The organism is Tautonia marina, from assembly GCF_009177065.1.
In the GTDB taxonomy this organism is placed as follows: Bacteria; Planctomycetota; Planctomycetia; order Isosphaerales; family Isosphaeraceae; genus Tautonia; species Tautonia marina.
The window spans coordinates 150712-168648 of the sequence record NZ_WEZF01000002.1; the positions used below are offsets into that span (position 1 = coordinate 150712).

Sequence of the window (17937 nt, forward strand, 5' to 3'; positions counted from 1 at the left end):
TGTCGCTTTGCTTTTCATTGCAAACCCCGCGCCAAGACAACAATCATCACCCGTCGTTCAGACGTTTGGGAGGAGGGAGCGGGCGGGATTTGAGGCGATCAACCTCGGCCTGAGTCGGTCGCTGAGCGTCACGCAACGCATACGCCCGGCGCTGGGCCTGGTCCCAATCATCGGTGCGGCCGGCAGTGACGATTGCCTCGAAGGCGGCGTGTTGAGCCCCACCGAGGGTTCCGGCCGCGCGGTGGGCCTTCAGGTCCTCTGCCACGGCTTCAAGCAGTTGCGAATCCCTTGCCGAGGTTGCAGTGGCCAGACGAAGAATCAGTTCGCGATGCTCCGGGTCGACCTGGGGAGGGGAGCATCCGCCCCCCAGCACGGCCGGCGGAAGGAAAATCACAAGGGGGAGAATGACCGACCGGGTTCGCCTTCGCCGCAGATCAACTCTGTGGGGCCTGAGCTCAGAACTCATCGGCACTGACGACCTCCCCTCCTCGAATCGTGGCGATTGCCGCCCAGGCAAGCTGGTTGCAGGTTTCCTTGACGAATCGAACGCTTCCATCACCGAAGAGGATGTTGCTGCCTCCGGGATGCTCCGAGTACATCTGACAAACGTGAGCAGATCGTGAATTCGGCGGGTGAATGACGAAATCCTCCTCCGACGCCGGCCCGCTGTGAGACAACACGAGCGTGGCAGCAAAGTCGCACACGGAAAAGGCAAACCGAGGCGTTGGGCAAACCACTGCACCAGGAACAACACCCACCCAGGTCTTGTCGCTGAGAATCGGTGAATGCTCACCCATGAACATGCTGTAGGCAAGACCATCGCGAATCTCGGCGACGGTGGTGCTGGAATTGCGGAAGAAGGGACCATCGGCGATCCGCCCCTGGTCCTCGATCGTGTAGGTCCAGGCCTCGTCTCGACCGGAATTGAGGACATAATGCGACCGAGCGAACCGCGCGAGTACGGTTCCAGGCTGGTCGAGCACGTCGAAGCGTCGACTGGGTTCGCTGACCGACGGACACAGAAACGTCTCCACCGAAGTCGTTGTTGCGGTGATGTTCTCCGGGAACGCACACGGCAGGTCGAAGTTCATCGCCTGAGCGAGCGGTTGTTGCTCAAGATAAGGGAGCAGGACCGCCCCATATCCCCATCCCGGCCCAGCATCGAGCGTGGCCGGATCGGGCACACCATGCACCCCACCCCCACCGGAACGTGTGAGATAGCCTGGCGGAAAGCATCCAAACGCCGACTCATAATTGTGCATACCCAGACCAATTTGCTTCAAATGGTTGGTGCATTGCGCCCGACGCGCTGCCTCGCGAGCCGATTGCACCGCAGGGAGCAAGAGGGCGATGAATATGCCAATGATCGCGATGACCACCAGCAACTCGATCAGCGTGAAGCCTGGCGCGATCGGTCGCCGCCGTTTCTCGACTGAGTCACGATGGTGTGGGATCGTCATGTGAAGGTTCCATCGGAGGAGTCTTTCGGCAGCGTCGGATGACTCGCAAGGGTTGCTGGTCGACGCCTCCGTCTCGAATCGCTCGAACGATCGCGTCGGTGCCCCCGACGCCTCCTTGCAGCATCACCCGACAACTGCCCTTATGAATTGAGCAGGTCTCAGGTCCATGATACCCGGATTCTCTCTAAGAGAAAGAAAAACTTTTTGGGGACCCAAAAAATCTTTTCGGCATTCCTCGCATGCGAACAAGGGCTTGCCCCAACCTTGGTCAACAGGGAGTGACCTCCGAGATCCGAGAAAGGTGCACGACAAAGGTGATCGGTCCGCCCGATCGGAGGAAACAATAACGCCCGACGGGCAACGTCGGGCGTTTGACAGGGCAGATTGGAGTGGACGCTGAAAACGGAGGCGGGGAGATCAGGCGAAAAGGTTGCGGATCGGCTGGCCCCCGTCCGTGATGGGAACGGGACGGGGACCGCCGGAAAGGATGGTTTCGGGGTCGATGCCCAGGGCCGCGTGAATGGTGGCGTGGAAATCGGGGAGGGAGACCGGGTGGTCGAGGATCGTCTTTGAGAGGTCGTCGGTGGTGCCGAAGGCACCTTGATGTCTGAGACCGCCTCCGGCGAGAACAAGCGTGAAGGCTGCGCTCTGGTGCCCCCGACCACCACCGGCATCGAACCCGGCGGGGCGCCCGAATTCACTGGCGACGACAATCAAGGTCTTGTCGAGCATCTGTCGGTGTTCCAGATCGAGGATCAAGGCTGAGAGGGCCGAGTCGAGTTCCTCGATCAGGAGATGTTGTTTCAGTTGCCCTTCGTTGTGGGTATCCCAGCCGGTGCCGTTGAGAAAACCGAGATTGTGAGAAACCTCAACGAAGCGGACGCCAGATTCGACGAGCCGACGGGCGAGCAAGCAACGCTGACCGAACTCGCCCCCGTACGATTCCCGGAGCTCGGTGGGTTCCTGGTCGAGCTGGAAGACCTGGGTAAAGCGTGGACCAGTGTATTTCAAGCTCTCAGCCACGGCACGATCGTACTGGGCCAGGGGTTCGTCGTGCTGGGCGTTCTGGCGAAGCACACCGAGGAGGCGTTCCCGATTGAGCTGGCGGTCGTCGGTGACGGTTTCGGGGCGATGGAAACCGGCCGGGCCGGATCGGGTTTCGGTGAGGTAAACGTATCCGGCATCCGGTCCCAGGAAGCCCGGCCCCCGACTGACATTCGGGAACCCGATCAGGACATACGGCGGCACTCCATCCTGAGCCGCTCCGCGCTGGTGCGCGACGACGGAGCCGATGGACGGATACATGAGCGTTCCGATCGTCGGGCGGCCGGTGTGCACGAGGTTGGTCGCGGCGGCGTGTTCGTCGATCATCTCATGATGAACGGTGCGGACGGCCGTGACGCGATCCATCACGCGGGCCGTTCGTTCGAGGAAGCGACAGACACGGACGCCCGGCACCGCCGTTGGGATCGACTCGTAGGCGGAACCGGGTTTCCGCTCTTTGGGATCACCGAGTCCTTTGGGATCGAACGTGTCGATCTGAGCCATACCACCGGCAAGCCAGAGGAAGATGCAATGCTCGGCCGATCCTCGGGGAGTGGTGTCGAGGGCCGCTCGGGCCGAGGCACCGGGCAGAAGCGCGGCGGAGATGGCCCCAGCGGCGGACGCGGCGAGAAACGATCGGCGGTCGGGAGCCGGGAGGGTCGGACGCATGGGGGAGGATCTCCTCGGTCGAAACAACCGATCAGGGCATGAACAGGAATTCGGGAGCATTGATCAAGGACCAGAGGGCGTCTTCCAGGCGAAGACGCCAGTCGGCATCAAGTCGATCGGTGGGCGGGGCTCCGAGACGAGCCTCGGCTTCCCGCCGCCGCTGGATGGCGTCGGCCTCCTCGGTCAAATGGTTTGACCAGGAGACGTAGCGGGGGGGCGTCCGGGCTGGAGCCGGGCCGGATGAGGGCATGGGATCGACAATCCGAGTGTCATAACCGGGGCTCAGGTACGAGACAAATTCCTCGCGTTCCTCGGGCGTGGGGGCACGGGTGAACATGCGGAGAAACAGCCGATCAACAAGGGTTTCGATCGGTTGATCTTCGAGCGCAAGGGCGGTGATTCCGTGGTCGTCGGAGAGTCGAGAGAGCCAGACACCCACGGTACCGTTGGCAAGAATGGCCGGCTGAAGGACGTTGGGTGATGTCTCCCGAACCGTGAGCGGATTTTGCCGCGTCGGTCGCCAGCCGAACGCCTGAAGAACGTCAACCACGGCCTGAACACGCGGCAAGGCCAGACTTGGGCGGTCGCGTTCGTTCGAGGTCGAGGCGAATTGCCAGGCTCGTGTTGGGACACCAAGGCTGATCGAGCTAATGATTGGTCGTCCGCCATCAACGTCGAGGTTGATCTCCTCGGTCTTCAACGGTTTGCCGGTGGCAAGAAACAGCGAATCGACGATCTGCTCGGCCGAGAGCCGACGCCGGGGAGGGCTGGCGAAGGTGGGGTCGGGCTCCGTCAGGTCGGGATTGGCGGCCCGCTGATAGGCGTCGGACTGAAGGATCAACCGGATCGGATGTTTCAGGTCGTAACCGCCTCGAACAAGCTCTCGGGCGAGGAATTCGAGCAACTCAGGATGCAACACCTCTGCTTTTTCCCAGTCATCGACCGGATCGACGAGTCCCTGACCCATGAGCCGGGCCCAGAGGCGGTTGACGATCACCTGCGCAAAGCGCTCGTTTTCGGGGGCAGTGATGAACGCGGCGAGGCGATCCCGAGGGCCAGCGTCGTTCGAGAGCCAGGGCGGCAACGCATCTTCGTGAATCAGTTTCGGAAATGCCCAGGCGGGGGAAACCTCGGTGCCGGGTTCCAGCGTGACCTCAATCAGTGGAGCACGGCCCAGACCGTGCAGGGCGTCCTTCGGCACGCTGCTGGTGCGAGGGACGGTAATCGGCTCCTCGGCCAGCATGGCGGCAATCGAAAAGAGTTGTTCCTGGGTCCATTCATGGGCCGGAGCGTCGTGGCAACGGGCGCAGGTCATGTTCATGCCGAGGAATGCTGAGCCGAGAATAATTCCTTTCTCGGCCATCGGCACATCGTTCTCCGTGGCCATGCCAAAGCCGGCCGGGCCACCGTTGCGGAGGCTCCCTTCCATCCGAATCAGCTCGGTGACGAACTGATCGACGGGGCGATTGTCGAGCATCGCCTCGTAAATCCACCAGCGGAACGGGCCGGTGTTGTTGAGCGTCGGGTTGAGGATGTTCGGGTTCTCCGCCAGAACATCTTGCCAGTAGCCGACCCAGTGATCGGCCCATCGGGGATCATGGAGCAGGCGGTCGATGGCCAGGGTGCGCCGGGTGTCGGGAGGATCGGCGAGGAACTGGGAAACTTCCTCCTCGGTCGGGATGACCCCCACCGTGTCGAGCGAGAGCCGACGGAGAAAAGCGAGGTCGTCTGCCGGAGGTGTGAACGGAATCGGGGCCGATTGAGCCGCCCAGGACGCCCCTTCCTGAATCCAGGTCCGAAGGCTGTTGATTTCGGCCTCACTGAGCGGAGGTCCGGTCGGTGGCATGCGATCCAGATCCTCGTCGCTGGTGACGCGGAGGATCAGTTCGCTCTCGTCGGGATCGCCGGGCACAACGGCCGGGAAGGTGGAATCACCCCCGGCAAGGGCTCCCGCCTCGGTGTCGAGCCGGAGGCCGCCGCGAACCGTTTCGCCCTGGTGACAGGAGAAACACCGAGCGGCGAGGATCGGGCGGATTTCGGTCGGAAAATCGATCGTCCCAGTCGTGGAAGCCCCGACTGACGCAGCCTGATGGGCCACAGCCAGGAAGTGGTCGATCGCGTTCGACGCGGGATAACCGGGGGGGCAATCGGGGATCGTCGGTTCGGGGGTTGCCTCAAGCCATCGGCGGGCATGATCGCGACGCGCCGCCCACTCCGGGGCGTGTTGCTGGAAGGCCATCGCTCGGCGTTCCGCGTCCATCTGGCTGAGCCGGGCCTCTTCCTCCTCCGCAAAGGCAGTCCACCCGAGATCGTTGTACGGGATTGTCGTCTCGGCATCGGGAGTGAGCAACCGGAACGATTCCGAACCCTCGGGGGACCAGGCCACGACGGTCTCCCCCGGCTCGGGACGCAACGGATTATTCCCTCGACGGCCGCCGATGAGCGTTTCCAGAATGACGAGATGCGTACCGCCAGGGGTTTCGATCGTGGTCCAGTCTTCGCGGTTACCGGGAGGGGCGAAGCGGAAGTCAGGACCGAGATTAAGGAAGTCGTCCGGGATCGGCGAATGACCGTCGGTGATCGGGGGCGGGAAGGGCGTCGCAAGCAGGAGCGCTCCATCCACAAACAGCCGCGATGCTCCCCGAGCCCGCAGCAGGATGCGATGCCGCCCTTCCGGCAAGGTCACGGTGGCACTGGCACGAATTAGGAGCGGGTTGGCGCGGTCGGCTCGAACCCCGGTTTCAATGTAGCGATGGGGCAGCCGAAAAATCCCAAAGGCGGGAATCTCGTACTGTTCTGAAGACCCGGGATGACCGGAAGGCCACTCACGGTCTGCCGGAATGCCATCCTCGCACAACTCGACCCGAACGAGATCGGAGGGAACCGAGGCAATATCGACCGGCGGAGCAGTGGGTTCCTCTGCCCGAATCCCATCACGGCCAAGCAATCCGAGGACAAGCCCGGCCAGAATCAGAGGAAGCAGGCACCGTCGCCCGAGGCGCAAGGGGTCGAACATCCGATTGATTCCCAAGAAAAAATCCAGGTTCGCACGAGGAGGACATCAGAGAGCTTCAATGATAACCGAAGGAGCAATCGGTGTCACCCAAGTGTTTAACAGGCACCGAAGGGCATCAAAGCCGTGCCAAGTTGATCAGGCGAGCACGAGTGACCACCGTGACCGAGCTGAGCGACATGGCCAGAGCCGCGAACATGGGGCCGTAGGTACCGAACAGGCCAAAGGCCGCGACCGGAATCCCGACCGCGTTGTAGAAAAAGGCCCAGAACAAGTTCTGGCGGATCGCTCGCAAGGTGGCCCGTCCCAGGGCCAGGGCGCGGGGCACGCCTCGTAAGTCTCCGGTGGCGATCACCACATCGGCCGCGGCCTTGGCCACGTCGGTGCCGGAACCGAGCGCGATGCCCACATCGGCCGCGGCGAGGGCGGGAGCATCGTTGATGCCGTCGCCGACCATCGCCACCCGGCGCTCTCGGGCCTTGGCCGACGCATCAGACCCGGCCGATTCACGACGAAGCGACGCCACGCGGTCGGCCTTTTGATCAGGAAGGACGCGGGCGAAAACATGATCGATCGGAATCCCAACCTCCTCGGCCACGGCATTGGCCGTTGAGGAGTGGTCGCCGGTCAAAAGGTAAACCTCAGCTCCCTGGTCACGAAGCGCGGTGATGGCCTCTCGGGCGTGGGGCTTGGGAGCATCGGTCAAGGTGATCGAACCGGCATAGGCTCCATCCACGGCCACGTGAACGACGATTCGACCGTGGCCCAGGTCCTCTGGCTCGGGCACGGAGACGCCTTCCTGATCGAGAAACGCCGGCGCGCCGACGAGGACGCGAGCGCCATCGACCGTGGCCTCGACCCCTCCTCCCCGGACGGCCCGAAACTGTTCGACCCGGGCGGTTCCGGCATACTCGGCGAGGGCGTGGGAAAGCGGATGCTCGCTACCGCGTTCGGCGGCGCCGGCGATCTGGAGCAAGCGGTCGTGGTCCCAACCGGGCTGGGGGAAGACCTCGGCGAGGGTCGGCTTCCCCTCAGTGACGGTGCCGGTCTTGTCGAGCACGACGGCCCGAATCCGGTCCATCCGTTCGAAGGCCGAGGCGTCTCGAACGAGCAGGCCCTCACGGGCCCCCCTGCCCGTTGCCACCGCCACCGCCACCGGTGTCGCCAGGCCAAGGGCGCAGGGGCAGGCGATGATCAGGACGGCCGCGGCGTTCAAGACCCCGAACCGCCAGTCTCCCCGAATCGTTCCCCAGCCGAGCAAGGTCAGTACGGCGATCGTCAGCACGACCGGCACGAAGACCGAAGAGATCCGGTCGGCCAGGCGCTGGACTCCGGCCTTCGACCCCTGAGCCTCCCGAACCAGGGTGACAATTTGCTCCAGCACGCTGTCCTTGCCCAGGCGGGTGGCGCGAACGAGGATCGTTCCCTCGGCGTTGCGAGAGGCTCCGGCCACACGGTCGCCGGGCCCTTTGGAGACAGGCATTGACTCGCCGGTGAGCATCGACTCATCGACATCCGACGCACCCTCGACCACCTCGCCATCGACCGGGATCGCCTCGCCAGGACGGACGCGGACGACGTCTCCGAGGGTGACCTGAGCGAGCGGCACGTCTTCTTCTCGCCCGCCATCACGGACGATCCGGGCCGTCTTGGGGGCGAGGTCGAGCAGGCGCTCAATCGCCTGCCCCGCGGCCCCCTTCGATCGGGCCTCCAGAAACGAACCAAGGGTAATGAGGGTCAGAATGATCCCGGCGTCCATGAAGAAGTGGGCCTGCCGCGTGTCACCGATCAGCAGGTGATACAGGCTGTAGACAAAGGCCGTCGAGGTGCCTAGGGCAATCAGCGTGTCCATGTTGGTCGATCCGTGCCGAAGCCGGCCGAGGGCACCTCGGATGTACGGCCCCCCGAGATAGACCTGAAGGATCGTGGCGGGAACGAGCATGGCCCATCCCACCCATTTCGCATGATGCCAGGCACCGCCAAGGAGCATCGGGCCGAGGCCGAGGATGATCAAGGGGGTCACGAAGATCACCCCAACGATCAGCCGGCGTCGCCAGGACGCAATCCGTTCCTCCCGTTCCCGGCGCATGGCCGCGGCGGTCTGGGTCGGGTCGGCGCTGGTGTCGATCGGACGGGCTTCGTAACCGGCCTCGGAGACAGCGCGTTCGAGCGATCGGGGATCGAATCGGGAGGGGTCGATGCGGATCGAGGCTCGTTCGGTGGCAAGGTTCACCCGGGCGTCGCTCACTCCGGGAACGCTGGCCAGCGCATGCTCCACGCGAACAACACAACTGGCGCAATGCATGCCCGAGATGGCCAGTTCCTGGGCCGAGCCCTCATCGTCATGCTCGGCCCCGCCGGAGCGAGGGGTTTGGGGGACCAGGCCGATCGAGACAAGCGGCTGGTTTGCCACGGGAGCTGGAGTTTTTCCGTCAGGGTCGGGGTCCTCGGCGCCGGCTTCCGAATCGCCGCCCTCGGAGGCATCGACCGGATGGTCGGAGCCCGAGGAGGCGTCGATCTGGGCCTCGTAACCCGCCTTGGACACGGCCGAGGTCAGGCCGGTGTTGTCCACCCATCCCGGCATGACTCGGACCTGGGCCGACCCGGAACTCAGGTCAACCTGGGCCGATCGCACGCCCGGAACGGCTTCAATGGCCTTGCGAACCGCCCGGACGCAATGGTCACAGGTCATGCCTGAGATGTTCAGGCGAATGAGCGTCCCATCGGTTTCGGTCATGACTCCTCCCAGGAGAGTTGGCCCGATTGCAGTCCCTCGCCCTCGCTCACGCTCATCGGTCCTATAGCCTCGACGTGCCTGAACGATTTGGGAATCCGGAAACCTGCCTCAGTCTTGCGATTCAGGCTCGCTGGTCTGAGGTCTGTCCGTGGTCGTCCCGTGAATCAGGGCGATTGCAACTTCCAGACCGGAACCCGCTTCCCTGGCAGAGTACCGATTGGGATGGGGTCGCTGAGGAAATCGCGTCCCTTTGAAGCGGCCGTAGCTTTGAGCAGTTCGATCACCGGCCAGCGAAAAAGGGGGAAAAAGGGTTGGAAGCCTGACAGGCCGCTGCACCAATGACCAGACTATTATTGCGGATGCTCAGGACGTCGGACCAGCGGTGACCGGAAAAAAGGCCTGAACGATCCGCTCAACCCTCATGGGCGGCATTGACCCGCCGGAACGGGCCTCGCGATAATAGTTTTCCCTCGAACCACGGCGGTTCAACCCACCTTGCACCCCACCCGACGGATGATCTGTGTTGGAACTCCGCCGGGCTGGCCACCCTTGCGATCGGCATTGCCTGCCGTTTCCGAAACGAGGACCAACGGTTGGTGATCACCCTTGAGAGTTTGCGTCCCGTCCCGGATTCGCTGCGTCGTTCGGTCCTTTCGATCGGGAACTTCGACGGAGTGCATCGCGGCCACGCCGAGTTGATCGGTAAGCTTCGATCCGTCGCCGATGCGCTGAACGCTCCGGCAATCGCCCTGACCTTCGACCCGCACCCGATTGCCGTACTCCGCCCCGATCAGGCCCCTGCCCCCCTGACCTGGACCGAACGCAAGGCCGACTTGCTCTCGAAGGCCGGCGTCGACGCGGTTGCCATTTTCAAAACCGGCCCCTGGTTACTCGGGCTGACCGCGAGGGAATTCTTCGACCGGGTCATCCGGGAGCAGTTCGACGCCGTTGGGCTGGTCGAGGGGCCGACGTTTGGTTTTGGTCGCGATCGCGTGGGAACGGTCGAAACGCTCGATGATTGGTGCGCCGATGCGGGACTGCGGTTCGAGATCGCCTCCCCCTCCGAGCACACCGGACGGATCGTCTCCTCGACCCGCATTCGTCATGCTCTTCTCGATGGTCGGGCCGACGAGGCCAGCATCTTGCTCGGCCGTCCCCACAGGCTTCGCGGGACGGTCGTCCGGGGCGAGGGCCGAGGGCGAACCATCGGCTTTCCAACGGCCAACCTGGGCGGGATCGACACCTTGATCCCCGCCGATGGCGTCTACGCAACACTCGCCACGCTCGACGGCGTTCCCGAGCCGATCCCCTCGGCCACTCATATCGGCCCCAATGCGACCTTCGGCGCTGAGGTCCGCACCGTCGAGGCCCACCTGCTCGACTTCGACGCCGACCTGTACGGCCGCCGCATCGAACTCGACCTGCTCGCCCGCCTCCGACCGTCGATGGCCTTCGACGGACTTGACCCGCTGCTCGCCCAGATGGGCCGCGACGTGGCCGAGGCCCGCAAGGTGATCGCCGACCATCGGCTCGTCTGACCGACGCTCTGGACCGATCTGGTTCGACTCAACTCGAACCGATTCGCTCCCGTGCACTTCTCCCGACCGATTGACCGCCGTCAAGCGTCCCGGCATCGACCCGAAGATGCTTTGCCACCACGGAGGGAGACGGTTCGGAACGACTCAACAATTTGGTCAGCGTTTCCACAATCGTCTCCGCCACCCGGTCCCAGCGATAGTGGGCCTCGAGCGGAGCCTGGGGAATGGTGATCGGCGATGATCGCCGGAAGTCGTGCCAGGCGCGATCCACGGTGCTCGGGTCGGACGGATCGAAGAAGTGAATGCCCGGCGTGTCGAATTCACGGAGGGCGCTGTTGTAGCTCGCTAGCACGGGGGTGCCATGGCGGAGCGAGTCAAGGACCGGGAACCCAAATCCCTCGTAGAGCGACGGATAGATCGACCAACCGACCGTTCGATAGAGCCGACAAAGTTCCCGATCGGGCACGACTCCGAGGAACCGGACCCGACGGCCTCGGGGAAGGCGCCGGTACTTCTCCAATGCCTTGCGGGAGGTGAGCCATCCGAGCGGCCCGACCCACCAGAGTTCGGCCCCTTCGGGAAGGGCATCGGAATCGCGGAACCAGTCGAGCAGAAAGAACGGATTCTTACGAGGCTCAAGGGTCGAAACGACCAGGCCGACGTCCGGCCGACGTTCCGCGGGGCCGTCGTCGCAGTGGGATTCGACGCAAAGACTCGGCCCCGAGTGAGCCACGACAATCCGGTCTTGCGGAAACGGCGTCAGCCAGCCCGCGTCGGCCTTGGTCGCGTGCGAGACAGCTAGAGCGCAGTCGGACGAGAGCAGGCTCTTGGCAAAGAAGCCGCGGAACATCCCCCGCGTTTTCTCGTAATGGGTCCAGGGCACCACCAGCGGGGTGAAGTCGTGCAGGATGCTCATCTCGACCGGGAAAAGCTTCTCAACCGGCCTCAGGCAGCCGAACAGGCCCGCGCTTCGAGCCGAAGGAGGAGCGAGCGGAACCCGTCGGCTCGACCAGATCCATCGACCGAGGGCGCCGAGATCCTGGTCGAGGTTCGGGTCAAGCTCCCCCTTGAGCAACAGTTCCTTCCCATTCGAGAAGAACCGCAACGGGACGAGACGCGCCAGCGACAGCACCACTCGGGCCGTGTAGCGGCCGATTCCCGTCAGGTGCCGATCGGCCAGCGGGTTGGCGTCGATGTAGAGCGTGAATCCAGGATCGGCAGCAACCCCGGCCTCCGAGCGATTCGGGGTCTCGTCCATGATGCGTCCCGTCCGATTCGAATTGTCCGAGGAGAACCCATCCGGGACGTTCGCACGCCCTCGATTCCCCTTAGACTTGCCCAACCGAACCGATCGGTCAACCGCGATCGAGGCCCGGCACGTGGAGTTTCACGTCAATCGGCAAGACGGCCCCCGGTCGGCTCGGTCAGGTCGTGGGTGAGGAGCGGGACCACGCCAGACCGGCCGCAAGCCCCCCGATCAGGGCAAGCCCGCCGAGAATCGCGTTGCGATGGATCGAGAGCTGAAGTTCCCAACGGCGGTCCCTGGCCTGCTCATCAAACACGCCGTGGGCTCCTCGATCGCCGGGAAGCGGCTCCCAGAGGTTGTGCGGCTGGTTCGGGTCCTGGGGTTCGTCTCCCATCTGGGCCTCGACTCCGTTGCGGGCCAGATACCAATCCCCCAGTCCGGGGAGGAACTTGTTCCCCAGGATGGCCTGAATGGTGGGCAACCCGACATGCAACTCGCGGCGGTCGTGCTCTGAGGCCCAAACGATCGCCTCGGCGGCGATTTCAGGCTGATAGATGGGAGGCACCGGCTGCCCCTTGCGGGGGAGTCTGCTTTTAACCCAGCGAAACTGAGGCGTGTTCATCGCCGGGAGATGAACAGAAGTGACGCGCACGTTGCTCCGATCGTGCAGGAGTTCAGTTCGAAGCGAGTCGTTGAAACCCTGGATCGCATGCTTGGCCGCACAGTAGGCCGACTGGAGCGGAATGCCCCGATAGGCGAGGGCGGAGCCGACCTGAACGATCTTGCCCCGATCCCTCGGTTTCATCCGCTTCAAGGCTGCAAGCGTCCCGTGGACCGAACCGAGGTACGTCACCTCGGTCACTCTGCGGTAGTCGTCGGGGGTCATCTCCTCGATGGGGGAGAAGACCGAGACCATCGCGTTGTTGACCCAGACGTCGATCGGCCCCAGCTCTTGCTCCACGGTCGCCGCCGCGTCGTCAACCGCCTGGGCATCGGCCACGTCGCAAGGAAGAACCAGAGCCCGTCCTCCCCGACGTTCAACGTCGCGCCGGGTCGCCTCCAGCCCCTCCTTGCCCCGGGCAATGAGGCCGATTCGCGCTCCCCGATCCGCGAAGGCTCGGGACGTGGCCCGTCCCACCCCGGCCGAAGCTCCGGTAATCACAACGACCGGCGCATGTGTTGCTTTGTGTCTCATTGTGTTCCTTCAATCATTTCAAAGGGCGCGGGAACATCACTTCTCGTTGATCAAGAGATGTCGAAGACCGTTCATCCTTTTGTTCAGAACATCGAATTGATGAACGGGGACGGGCTTGCAACCTTCGGAGGAAACGGTGCATCCCTGGTTTTGGCATTGCAGAAACCCGAAGCACTTGGGGATGATGCGAGCAAGTCGCGTGCCCCGATTGGTTCGCGGGACACGTTTGAGAACGCTCTCACGCCTCCCAGGGCTCGGACCTGCGGTCGATGAGGGAGGCGAGTCACGTCGCAGAGGTTCACCACCGATCGGGCAAGGTCACTCCCGCGACCCTTGACCGTCGGGCCGAACGCCTGAGGAGGGTTCGGCTCATCGTTCTCGCTTCAAGGCATCCAAGGATCAGCGCTCTTCCTGATCTTCGTCGAGGATCTTCTGGCCATGGCGCATTCGCTCCATCCACATCCCTCCGTCCGGCTCTCGCGAGTTGTCCTCGGGACGCTCGTCTGGGTCTTGCCGACCTTCGCGTCACTTCGAGCAGACGATGGTCCCGCCAACCCGGACCCCTCGCGATTCGCCGAAGAAATCGAGGCGTTCGAACAAGCCGACCGCGACAGTCCTCCCGAGCCGGGTGCGATCCTCTTTCTCGGAAGCTCCAGCATCAAGCTCTGGGATCTGGATGCCTGGTTCCCTGAGCAAGGGCTCGTGAATCGAGGGTTTGGGGGCTCGCAACTCTCAGACGTGATTCACTACGCCGATCGGCTCGTGACTCCCGTCCGTCCTCGGCGGGTGTTTGTGTATGCGGGAGATAACGACATCGCGGCCGGCAAGTCGCCAGAACGTGTTCGGAATGATTTCCTCACGCTTGCGGATCGCATTCGCTCCCGATCGCCGGACGCCTCGGTTGTCTTTCTTTCCATCAAGCCGAGTCTTGCCCGAAAAAATGACTGGCCGTCGATGCAACAAGCGAATACGCTCATTCAAGAGGCCTGCGACACCGTCGACCACCTCCACTATCTCGATGTCGCCAGCCCGATGCTCACCGATCACGGAGCCATGAACCCCGAACTGTACGTTGCCGATGGGTTGCATCTGAGCCACAAGGGATATGCCATCTGGGCCAATGCAGTCGCTCCCCTGCTCAGTGAGTCGATCGACCCTTCGTCCGCCCGCTAAGGCACTCGCACGACAGACTCTGACGCTCACTCGACCCCAAGGGATGGATCGTCTCCGGAGGTGGTTTCCGGTGGTCGCGTCTCGGTGGATTCCAACTCGTGCGAACCGCGTTCGAACCCATCTTAATCTCAGGTCGATTCGAGCCTGAACGATGCTCTTGCGTTCCCGGCGATTCCTGACACAATCGGTTCGAACCGTTCCGACGAGATGAATCCGAGCGACGTTGCTCATCATCTCGGGGAACGGAACGGGACTCGAAATTTATGGATACGACAGATCCGAAAATCCTCGACACAGGCGACTTTCCCGCGGTTCCCCCGGCGTTGCCGCCGCTGGTCGAGGTGACCTCGGCAGCTCGGAGTGACGTCGGGAAAATTCGACAGAATAATGAAGATCACTTCCTCGTTGCCCGGCTCCGCCGCGCGATCAAGATCGACGCAACGAACCTTGATTCCTTGCGGATTCCTCTGCTCCGAGAGGAGGGCGGCCACCTGCTCGCCGTAGCCGATGGCATGGGAGGCATGGCCTCTGGCGAGGATGCGAGCTTCCTGGCAATCAGTGCCGGCCTGGAACTGCTCCGAGACGCGGCCAAGTGGTACCTGGACGTCTCCGGCCCCAATGAGATCGAGGAACTGGTCGAAACCTGCCGCAGTTACATCAAGCAGATCAATCATCGAGTCTATTCCCAGGCCTCTCAGGATCTTACCAAGGAAGGCATGGGGACCACGCTTTCAGTGGCCTACAGCGTGGGACTTCGGCTGTTCGTGATTCACGTGGGAGATTCTCGAGTCTACCTCTCCCACGGTGGCACCCTGCAGCAGATCACCCGAGACCACACCGTCGCGCAGGACCTGGCTACCACGGGGCGAATCACGCAGTCGGAGGTCAAGTCGCACCGCATGCGGAATGTGCTGACCAACTACATCGGCTCACCCGATCAGGGGATCAAGGCCGAGATTCACCGGCTCGAATTGCACTCCGGCGACCGGCTGTTGCTCTGCAGCGACGGGCTGAGCGATCAGGTGGATGATGCCGAGATCGCCCGAATTCTTGCCGACGAAACCGATCCGGAAGCCGCGTGCGACCGTCTGGTCGACGCGGCCTTAGCTTCCGGCGGGCGGGACAACATTACCGTCATCGTGGCCGATTATCGGGTCGCGTCGTCCTGATTCCCGAGGTTGCGGGGACGTGGGGCGGGCGAGGCCGCGTTCACTTCCAGGGTTGCCTGCGTCTGGGGTTGTGGTGCCAACAGGGCAACGCGAGCTCGGGTCGGATCGTTCGCATCAATTCCGAACAGGAGCAGTCGATCGCTCGTGGTCATGAGTCGAGCGGCCTTCACCTCGATCGGAAGGTCCTCCAGCATGGTGCTCCAGACCCCGGTCTCGGGGTCGTACACCTCGATCGATTGGGCCGGCTCGAAGTGACCGGTCGAGTCGGCCGCGAAGCCGCCTCCCAGGTAAAGCTTGCCCTCCAGAACAACCAGGTCGGCGAAGACGCGAGGATGCCTGGGAGCAGGAATGGTCTGCCATGCTCCGGTCTCAAAGTTGAACACATCACCAACCTCGACCAGCTTCTGATCCTCTCTCAGTCCGCCGACGAGGTAGTAGTTCCCGTCGAGTTCGGCCCCGGCGAAGGATCGACGAGCCCTCGGAATCCGATGGCCGGTCACGTCAAACGTGCTTCCCTCGCGTTCGAGTTCCCAGCGAAGCACCTCGGTCGGGAAGCTCCGATTCTCGGCCTCGGGCCGGGGGTCGAAGAGACTGCCGCCGAATACCCAGATTGCCCCGTCGTGCACCGTCGCGCCGAACATGCCGCGATCATCGGGAATCGTCACCTCAAGGGATTCCCACGTCGATTCCGACGCCTTCCGTCGAACGACCGAGCCGAGCGTCCGCACCACTTCGCCATCATCGGCGATTCCGCCCAGCAAATAGGTGTCGAACCGTCGGCCATCGGGCACCGCAACGACAACACTTGACTGCCTCGCCGAGGGAAGAGCCGCATTCGACTCGGCTTCGGTCCCATCAAGACGGATCGTAAACACCTCATCCGTCAAGAGATCAGCCTTGAACACATGTGGTTTTGTGCTTCGATTGCCTCCGGCAAGCATTACCTGTGATCCGATCATGCCGACCGCGTGCGATTGGGCCGCCTCTCCCGGCAGGTGGATTGACCAGGTCACCGCATTCGCCGCCGGCGCAGAACCCTCAAGGGAAATCGACTCGATGAATCGAATGGGGACGCCCGCAGAGTTCCCCCCGACGATCAGAACATCGTCATCAATGCCAGGCAAAAGGCGATGGGTAATCCGGGGAACCGCCTGTTCGGCAACGCTTTCCCAGGCGTCGGCCGATTCGGAAAGCCGGTACACCGTCCCGTTGCCACCGCTGGCCAGCAGTCGGCCGCCCACGCTGAAGGCCGAGGGAGCAAACCCTTGAATCGGTTCACCAGGAAACGTTGGGCCCTGGGTCCAGGTCTCGGCTTCGGGGTCGAAGATCAAGACGTCTCGCGTCGTGTCGCTGTTCTCCAGCAGGCCGCCCACCACGAAGATTTTTCCATCGTGTGCCGCAACCGCCAACGCTCGTCGAGGGGTCGGGAGTGGCGGCAAGACTTCCCAACCGGCCTCGGGGTTGGTCAGATCGAGGCGCAACGCATCATCAAGGAAGTATGCTCCATTGGAGTCTCCCCCAGTCATCGACCAGCCACCGACCACATACAGGTGATCCCCCAGCACCGCGGCATCGTGCGTGGACCGAGGTTCCGGCAGCGGAGGAAGTTCGGTCCACTCCTTCGTCTCGGGGTCGAATCGAGCCACCTCATCGACGGAGATCAGATCGTGCGGCTCCCCTTCGTCATTGCGAGCCAGCATCCCACCGACCCGAATCAAGGTGCCGTTGTGAGGGACCAGCGCAACCCCTTGAAGCGCGGTACCACAGGGAAGTTCCTCCCAGGTGGTTCGATCCCGGAGGTTGAGCCGGTAGAAGTGCGGGTTTGTTGTGCCAGTGTGGTATCGATGCGTGGTCCCCGTATGACCACTGTAAACATAAAGCGAATCACCCACGACTGCCCCGCCGAAACTATTGATCGGCTCGGGGATTAAGGCGAAGGGCCTGGTCAGTCGGCAGGTCTCAGCCACGGCCTGGGTGTCCTGGGTGTCGAGAATCGGAGTCACCGTCAGGGTCGCATAGTGCCGCGATTCCGTATAGGGGGCACCGTCCAGGTCACCGGCGATCCCATCAACCCACTTTGCCAGCAGACCGGCTTTCCCTTGAACGACTTCGGGGGAACGGATGCGGCCCTGGTCATCCGCGACCAAGGTGCGCAGATCGCCATCTTCGTGGAACAGCTTGACTTCGGCCCGAGGAGCAGGTTCGCCGTTGAATCGAACCTGAATCATTCCCGGAGTCTCCGGATCCCCGACCCAGTGCATCCGCAAGCCGCCGCTCGATTCGGTCGCTCCGGCCGGAACCGGTCCGAGCTGAAGTCGAGAGGTATACATGAGACGGAAGGTGACCTCGTCTCGGGTCATGAGGCCGAACTCCAGCTCGGCATCGACCGCCCGAGGCGGATGCTCAGGGAATCGGGCGAACTCGGTCTCCTCGCCTCGATCAAGGGTGATCGATTCGCCGTTGATCGAGTAACGCGCCCTGTCCAAATACTTCAGAAACATCGGCAGTTCTGGAACGGGTTGCTCTGCGAAAAACGCATGAACAACCACCGAATCACTCGGCTCCTGTTCGGCCGAGAGCCAGAGAAAGTGTGCCGAGGCTGATGGCCCCGTCGTCAGGAGCGCGAGAAGGGCGATGACCCGCGGAATCGTGGTCCGCCGGTTGACTGATCGATTCATGGAAAAACCTCTGGT

At 63.1% G+C, this 17937-nt stretch carries 11 protein-coding genes; 3 read left to right on the forward strand and 8 right to left on the reverse strand.

The features are described 5' to 3' along the window. Positions 1-46 precede the first annotated feature (46 nt). The 5 genes from GA615_RS03130 to GA615_RS03150 all read right to left on the reverse strand — a co-directional run bounded on the left by GA615_RS03130 (position 47) and on the right by GA615_RS03150 (position 8923). Positions 47-466 (reverse strand): hypothetical protein, encoded by a 420-nt coding sequence (locus GA615_RS03130; protein ID WP_152049805.1) that lies wholly within the window; start codon positions 464-466, stop codon positions 47-49. Beyond that, on the reverse strand, positions 456-1460 hold the full coding sequence (locus GA615_RS03135; RefSeq protein ID WP_152049806.1) for a DUF1559 domain-containing protein: 1005 nt from the start codon (positions 1458-1460) through the stop codon (positions 456-458). The genes GA615_RS03130 and GA615_RS03135 overlap by 11 nt, the downstream gene beginning before the upstream one ends. Before the next feature lie 417 nt (positions 1461-1877). Then, positions 1878-3173: a DUF1501 domain-containing protein gene (locus GA615_RS03140; protein WP_152049807.1), complete on the reverse strand. Its 1296-nt coding sequence runs from the start codon at positions 3171-3173 to the stop codon at positions 1878-1880. A gap of 31 nt (positions 3174-3204) precedes the next feature. Then, on the reverse strand, positions 3205-6189 hold the full coding sequence (locus GA615_RS03145) for a DUF1553 domain-containing protein (protein ID WP_152049808.1): 2985 nt from the start codon (positions 6187-6189) through the stop codon (positions 3205-3207). 115 nt (positions 6190-6304) lie between these two features. Next, the gene (locus GA615_RS03150; protein WP_152049809.1) at positions 6305-8923 is read right to left on the reverse strand and encodes a heavy metal translocating P-type ATPase; all 2619 of its coding nucleotides are present in this window, start codon (positions 8921-8923) and stop codon (positions 6305-6307) included. A gap of 596 nt (positions 8924-9519) precedes the next feature. On the opposite strand from GA615_RS03150, the gene GA615_RS03155 reads away from it, so the two are divergent. Continuing rightward, positions 9520-10461 carry a bifunctional riboflavin kinase/FAD synthetase gene (locus GA615_RS03155; protein ID WP_152049810.1) on the forward strand — a complete coding sequence of 314 codons (942 nt, stop codon included), beginning with the start codon at positions 9520-9522 and terminating at the stop codon, positions 10459-10461. A 28-nt stretch (positions 10462-10489) separates the two neighbouring features. Here GA615_RS03155 and GA615_RS03160 read toward each other — a convergent pair whose 3' ends face one another. Together GA615_RS03160 and GA615_RS03165 are read right to left on the reverse strand one after the other, a co-directional pair. Continuing rightward, positions 10490-11719: a glycosyltransferase gene (locus tag GA615_RS03160; RefSeq protein ID WP_152049811.1), complete on the reverse strand. Its 1230-nt coding sequence runs from the start codon at positions 11717-11719 to the stop codon at positions 10490-10492. A gap of 166 nt (positions 11720-11885) precedes the next feature. Continuing rightward, the gene (locus tag GA615_RS03165; RefSeq protein WP_152049812.1) at positions 11886-12902 is read right to left on the reverse strand and encodes an SDR family oxidoreductase; all 1017 of its coding nucleotides are present in this window, start codon (positions 12900-12902) and stop codon (positions 11886-11888) included. Between the two features lie 438 nt (positions 12903-13340). Between GA615_RS03165 and GA615_RS03170 the strand changes: the two genes are divergently transcribed. Both GA615_RS03170 and GA615_RS03175 read left to right on the forward strand, forming a co-directional pair. After that, on the forward strand, positions 13341-14075 hold the full coding sequence (locus tag GA615_RS03170; protein WP_152049813.1) for an SGNH/GDSL hydrolase family protein: 735 nt from the start codon (positions 13341-13343) through the stop codon (positions 14073-14075). Between the two features lie 263 nt (positions 14076-14338). Further along, complete coding sequence (locus GA615_RS03175) at positions 14339-15244, forward strand: PP2C family protein-serine/threonine phosphatase (protein ID WP_152049814.1); 906 nt, start codon at positions 14339-14341, stop codon at positions 15242-15244. On the opposite strand, the gene GA615_RS03180 is transcribed toward GA615_RS03175, so the two are convergent. Continuing rightward, positions 15223-17922 (reverse strand): Kelch repeat-containing protein, encoded by a 2700-nt coding sequence (locus GA615_RS03180; RefSeq protein WP_152049815.1) that lies wholly within the window; start codon positions 17920-17922, stop codon positions 15223-15225. The genes GA615_RS03175 and GA615_RS03180 overlap by 22 nt on opposite strands. Positions 17923-17937 lie beyond the last annotated feature (15 nt).